Source organism: Micromonospora sp. RTP1Z1 (assembly GCF_033804685.1).
Classification (GTDB): Bacteria; Actinomycetota; Actinomycetes; order Mycobacteriales; family Micromonosporaceae; genus Micromonospora.
Genome location: NZ_JAPFQV010000116.1, coordinates 1 through 5522 on the forward strand (window position 1 = coordinate 1; position 5522 = coordinate 5522).

Annotated in this window: 7 protein-coding genes; 1 reads left to right on the forward strand and 6 read right to left on the reverse strand. The window is 66.6% G+C overall.

The annotated features are described in order from the left end of the window. Positions 1–331 precede the first annotated feature (331 nt). Positions 332–1081 (forward strand): tyrosine-protein phosphatase, encoded by a 750-nt coding sequence (locus SLP03_RS31150; protein ID WP_319464218.1) that lies wholly within the window; start codon positions 332–334, stop codon positions 1079–1081. A 230-nt stretch (positions 1082–1311) separates the two neighbouring features. On the opposite strand, the gene SLP03_RS31155 is transcribed toward SLP03_RS31150, so the two are convergent. The 6 genes from SLP03_RS31155 to SLP03_RS31180 all read right to left on the reverse strand — a co-directional run. Continuing rightward, positions 1312–1812 carry a hypothetical protein gene (locus tag SLP03_RS31155; protein WP_319464219.1) on the reverse strand — a complete coding sequence of 167 codons (501 nt, stop codon included), beginning with the start codon at positions 1810–1812 and terminating at the stop codon, positions 1312–1314. 313 nt (positions 1813–2125) lie between these two features. Further along, complete coding sequence (locus tag SLP03_RS31160; protein WP_413644773.1) at positions 2126–2593, reverse strand: VOC family protein; 468 nt, start codon at positions 2591–2593, stop codon at positions 2126–2128. 66 nt (positions 2594–2659) lie between these two features. Beyond that, positions 2660–3370 carry an alpha/beta hydrolase gene (locus tag SLP03_RS31165; protein WP_319464220.1) on the reverse strand — a complete coding sequence of 237 codons (711 nt, stop codon included), beginning with the start codon at positions 3368–3370 and terminating at the stop codon, positions 2660–2662. A 205-nt stretch (positions 3371–3575) separates the two neighbouring features. Beyond that, the gene (locus SLP03_RS31170; protein ID WP_319464221.1) at positions 3576–4040 is read right to left on the reverse strand and encodes a nuclear transport factor 2 family protein; all 465 of its coding nucleotides are present in this window, start codon (positions 4038–4040) and stop codon (positions 3576–3578) included. A 236-nt stretch (positions 4041–4276) separates the two neighbouring features. Next, positions 4277–4906 carry a hypothetical protein gene (locus SLP03_RS31175; RefSeq protein ID WP_319464222.1) on the reverse strand — a complete coding sequence of 210 codons (630 nt, stop codon included), beginning with the start codon at positions 4904–4906 and terminating at the stop codon, positions 4277–4279. A gap of 110 nt (positions 4907–5016) precedes the next feature. Continuing rightward, a partial coding sequence (locus SLP03_RS31180; RefSeq protein ID WP_319464223.1) for a hypothetical protein occupies positions 5017–5522 on the reverse strand: 506 nt, incomplete at its 5' end.

The window sequence follows — 5522 nt, forward strand, 5'->3', positions numbered from 1 at the left end:
ATCGAGGAGATCGCGGTCTTGACCTTGGCGTCCAAGCGCACGGTGACCGAGACGTCCGCGCCCGACTTGAGTGCCGCGGCCGAGGCGCAGCGGAATGACCTTCCGTACGGCCGAGCGGAACGCGGCATGAGAGTGAACCGAGCGCCTTGCGGCGGACGGGTGCTCATCCAACATCGAACCGAGGGTGAGCCGAGCCGCCAACCCTCTAACGACAAGGGTTATAGAAGCACCGGCATTTCACCCGCACCACCCCGCGCGCGTAGCGAGTCTTGACCTTGACCCTGGGTGAAGTGCCACCGTGAGCGCTATGGAAGCCGATGGAGCGGAGGCAATGATGGACGTGTTGCGCTGGCCGGGTGGTCGGAACGTACGTGACCTGGGCGGTCGAGCGTTGCGCGCCGGAGGCCGTACGCCGTTTGGCAAGGTGTTCCGTTCGGCGGCATCTGAGCATCTGACCGACGAAGGGTGGGCTGCGGCGAAGGCGGCGGGGGTGCGCACGGTGGTGGATCTGCGTAACGCCCCGGCTGAGACAGGGCGCACTGGGGATCATCCGGTCGTCCGGCCCGCGTCTCTGCATGGGCTGGTCTTCGTGCTGGCGCCGACCGAGGATCCGGATGATGGCGAGTTCCTGCGGGTGTGTGGGCCGTGGCTGGACCATCCGCGCTCCTGGGCCGACAACGCGCGGCTTGCCCCGGACCGCATCGCGGCCGCTCTGCGGGCGGTCGCCCGGGCGGACGGGGCGGTGATCGTGCACTGCGCGGGAGGCAGAGATCGTACGGGCATGATTTCCGCGATGTTGCTGCACATTGCCGGCGCGACCAATGAGGCCATCATCGAGGACTACGCGGCGGGGTGGCGAGGTGCGGCGGCGTATTCCGGGCACGGCTGGGTCTACGACCCGGACCGGGAAAGCTGGCAGAGGCAGCGGCACGGGCCGACGGAAGCTGCGGAGCTGGAGCATCAGGTGGCAGACCGGGTGCCCGCCCTACATGAATGGATTGCGACGTTCGGCGGCGCCGACTTCCTGGAGCCCGACGACATACGCGCACTGAGAGCGCTGCTCATTCCAGTTGGCGCATAACGGCAACCCGGCGTCCTTGCATGGTTCGATGCACAACCGTCGTGGGGCCCCGGCGGCGACCGGCGCATCGAACTGGCGCGAAGATCGAACGCACTCTCATCGGCATGACAGCGCACTGCACCGGGCGGCCAACGCGCGGACAGCGGCACGACAGGACTTCGTTCGGACCCCATTCCCCGCCCTGACTTCGACGCGAGCCAACGCGGCTGATGGAGCGTGGGTTCAGGTGGTTACCCCGATGGCCCTGGATCGGTCTCCGGGATGCTCCAGTCCGGAGGGAGGCCCTCGACCACGGCGGCATACCGGCCGGGCCCTTCGCGATGCGCGGTGAACATCGCCATGGGCGTCTGGTCCGGGGTCATGCGGTCGAGTGCTGCTTCGTAGTTGGGAAGGTCCACGTCTGATAGGTAGCCGATGAGGGTTGCTTCGACTGCCTCCGACGGCAGCGTCCAGACGCTGATGTGGCCAGGGCCGTCGCGCTGGAGCACCACGTACAGCTCCACCGGAAGTTCTTGTCCGTCGGTGTGCTGGGCGCGGAAGGCATTGAACCTGTCGAACCGGGAGGCACTGGCATGGTCCACCTCGACCCGAGCCTTGGGGACCTCGCCTGCCCGGAGCCAGTACTCGCGCTGCCTCAGCAGATCCCGGCGTCGAGGACCGCCCAGACGACGTCGAGGAAAGATCCACGTCCACAGGGAACGTCCGGATCCGCGGTTCCTGCCATCGCTCACGCATGCATCGTCCCTCATTGCCGGCCTGGCAGCGAGACTCTAGTGCCGGGTGGTCCAGACCTCCGAGGAGCCGCTACCGACCGGCGAGACGACCTGAGCAGCCGGCACAAGCCACACTTATCTCGGGCATGACCGAGCGGCCGCTGGCCCCATCACCGTGACAGTCAGTAGCGCCCGGATCGCGGCAGATCAGTGCACCGGATCAAGCCGTGGGTTTCCGAGACTGGCCGGCCTGGCGGTTGCCAGTCGGCCGGACGATCAAGTGGTCGCTGACGGGAGCCACGCCGGTCCGGAGCATGAGCCAGGGCTGAGCTCAATTCACGGGCGGTGCCCAGGTAGGGCGTCTGATCAGGCAGAATGGGTGCCCAGCCGGATCGGCGTACACGTGATCACCGGGCAACCGCCGCGCGCCCAGCGCGAGCACTGCATCCCCCGCCGCAGCCTGGTCGTCCACCATCACGTCAAGGTGCATCTGCTGCGGCACTGCCGGCTCCGGCCACGTAGGCGGCGCCAGGTCGGCGGCGCGCTGAAACGCCAGCCCGGATTCCGCCGTGCTGGCCGACACGACGACGAAGTCCTCCTCCGCGTAGGTGATCGGGTCGCCGAGGACCGCGCTCCAGAACCGCGCCTCGGCCATTGGATCCGGGCAGTCGACGATCAGATGGTGGAGCCGGCCGACAGGCAAAGCGAACACCTCCTTCGTGGTCAGGCACCGTGCCAGCACGGTTGCATGGCCACTTCCGGCACACGGGAAAGGTCGTGTCGGATCATGTTCGTTCATCGTCGCCTTGAGTGTGCGGCCAGGAGGGACTGCCACCCGGGCGGACAGCGGCATGAGCGTGCGTGGTCAGCCGGCTGGCGAGCACCATCCATCGGCCATGGCGATGATGCGAGCGGTCACCGTGTCCGGATCCACGAGTTGATGCAGGTGAAGCCCTGGAACATGGTCGAAGTCCCAGCCGCGTTCCCGCGCGTCCTGCGCGGCTTGTTCGTACGGCGGACCGAACAGCAGATACCCACATGCCGCGTTGTCCCAGCCGTCCGCAACGGGAACCTTTTCCTCGTAGTAGCTCAACGGCAGGCGCGGCTGCTCGGCCGAGACAACACGCCGGGTCTGCGGATCCGGAAACATCGGCGCGACATCGGACTCGTCCCACCACGCCGTCCATTGCGGCAGCCTGCCACCGGTCGCTTTGGGCCGCAGAAAATCCAGCAGCTCAGGCGGTGCCACCGCCGTCGGCCCGCTGCGAGCGGGCAACGCCGCGTCGACGAACAAACAGCCGGCCACCGGACGCCGGGCAGCCTCGACGATGACCGGGACAAAGAGACCGGCGTTGCTGTGCGCGACCAAGACGACCGGGATGTCCAGCGGCAACTGGCCGGTGGATCTGCCGACGGTCTCTGCGACGGACGGCCAGAACGGCGGTCCTGCATCCGCCACGCCGAGCAGCGAGGGCACCACCGTAACCGCACCCGAGGCCTTCAGCCTCGTCGCCACAGGCGCCCAAGTCAGAGGACCCACCGATGGGCTGTGCACAAGAACAAATGCGGCATCCACCGGTTCACCTTGCCTGACGTCGCCTGCTGGCCGCCACCCCATCCGTCACGCCAACGGCGAACACGGCACCGTAGATCCGCACGCTCACGCATCACCGGCCACCGCACGCTCATCGGCAGATCAGGATGCCGAGCGGTAGCGGTCGCCGTCACGCTCCGCCACGCGCGGATCGCGGCAGATGAGTGTGCAGGGCGTCGGGCGTGAATCAGGGTCGGGCCGTGCCCTCAATGGTGGTGCTTTGCGGACGGAGTGCGGTCAAAAGGCTGTCGAGTTGACCCCAAGCCCGCGCGCTGGCGACGTGGTCAATGTAGTCTCGGGACTCAATGATGAGCCCATTGCGGATACGCATCACGAAGACGCATGGCACCGTGAATGCCTCACCTGTCTCGGCGACCCGCCCCTGATAGGCAAACTCGGTGACAATCACCTCCGGGTCCGCGGTTTCATGAATCGTCACGTCTACCGGCTTACGGTTCAGCGTCCGGGCGACCGGAGGCGGCGCGGTGAAGTGCTCGTGCAGTTCGCTGCGGCTATGCAGCGGCGGCGGGTTGAGCGGGTGGAACGGATGCGTGACATGGGTTTGTTCGGCGTATAGGTCGGCCAAGTCTTCATACGGACCGTCGCAGACGCCGTTCACCAGTCGGAGGAAAGTTTCGCGTGGGCTGCTCATGCCGGGCTTCCTTCGGATCGGTAGATGTCACTTGGGGCACGCCGAGGACTACATCCGGGGATGGCAGGTACCCCACCGACGGCACCCTACCGACCTCAGCCCCGATTTGACTGCCCCGGAGCGCATTCGTCGGCCGTATCGAGTGCATTGTCATCGGCAGTACCGGAAGCTGAAGCACAGGGCGGACCGGTCACGGCCTGTGACGCTCGATCAGCGGCAAATGAGGATGCCTGCGTTCATCGGGAAGAATCGCCGGTCACCTCGTCCGCAACGCTGAACGTGGCACCGCATACGGCACAGCTCATCCGACCAAACAAGTAGGTGAGTGCGGTCGCCACCGACTCGTGGCCCACCCGCAACGCCTCGGCCTGCAGACGCGTGGCCAGCTGCGAGGAAAGCCCGGGCTCGATCGAGGAACCGCCTGACTGCAGGTCGATAAGCAGGTCCTCAGCGCACGCCGGACACTGCACATCGACCTCCCCGTCGTTGATGCGGTCGAGCTCCTTGCCCCAGACCTCGTCACCGTCGAAGCCGAGTACGGCTTGCTGCAGGTAGACGAACATCGTGTCGCTGGACCCGCCGGACGCCAGGCATTCAAGGGTCAGCGCACGCAATGCGGCGATGTCATCGGCGTACAAATCACGACTCTTGTCGTCGGCGTCTACGGCGATGAACCCGGCGAGCACTACGGCGCGCTCGCGGTCCTGAGGACGAAAGGTGGCGCAGGTCCGGGCCAACCAGGGCAGCAGAACGGCGCTTGCGGGATCGCAGGTGCCCTGGTGACACGACTCCTGCCAGATGAGATCCCACGCCGGGGAACCGGGGTCGGCTGCGGCCGCATCCAGGGCTTCCTGAAAGCTCGTCACCTACGGAGCCTCCCACAACGATCGACATACTGATCTCGGCATGACCGCTCGCCCCGCGGCATGAGCGTGCAGGCATCAGCGTCACCTCGTAGCGCTGATTGCCGCACTCGTCAGACCTCGGTGGCGGCGGGTGGAATGCTCCACGGCAGTACGGCCTTGCCGGCGACGTGCTCCAGAGTCAGCGGGTACACCTGTCCAAACGACCTGCCTGCTTTGAATCGCTGAAGTTCGCTCGGTGCCCAGCCGACACAAAGGATCGGGCAGCCGGCTACCTCGATCACTCCGGCGCCGAGGGGATCCTGCCAGCCTGCTCGCCATCCGAGATGGTGATGGCTGTGTAGGTCGACGGACGCCATGTGCGCGAAGTGCCCCCGCGCGGCCGCCCACCGGTTGATCGTCGCCGCTCGCTCGTGCGCGACTTCGACGGGTAGATCCAACCAGCCGTGCAGGCGGTTGGTGTGGAATGCCGGAATCGGTTGCGCGCCGAAGCCCTCTGTGTCATCCTTGGGGAAGGCAGGGTGACCTGCTGAAACTCTGACCCGTGAGGGCGTGCGAGGAGATCCACCCCCGTGACATCGCATCACCCGGTACCCGACCCCGAGGTGCCAGCAAAGCC

Excerpts from the sequence above, each read along its gene's own strand:
- SLP03_RS31150 (WP_319464218.1), top strand. The coding sequence starts at position 332 with ATGATGGACGTGTTGCGCTGGCCGGGTGGTCGGAACGTACGTGACCTG.
- SLP03_RS31160 (WP_413644773.1), bottom strand. The coding sequence starts at position 2,593 with ATGAACGAACATGATCCGACACGACCTTTCCCGTGTGCCGGAAGTGGC.
- SLP03_RS31170 (WP_319464221.1), bottom strand. The coding sequence starts at position 4,040 with ATGAGCAGCCCACGCGAAACTTTCCTCCGACTGGTGAACGGCGTCTGC.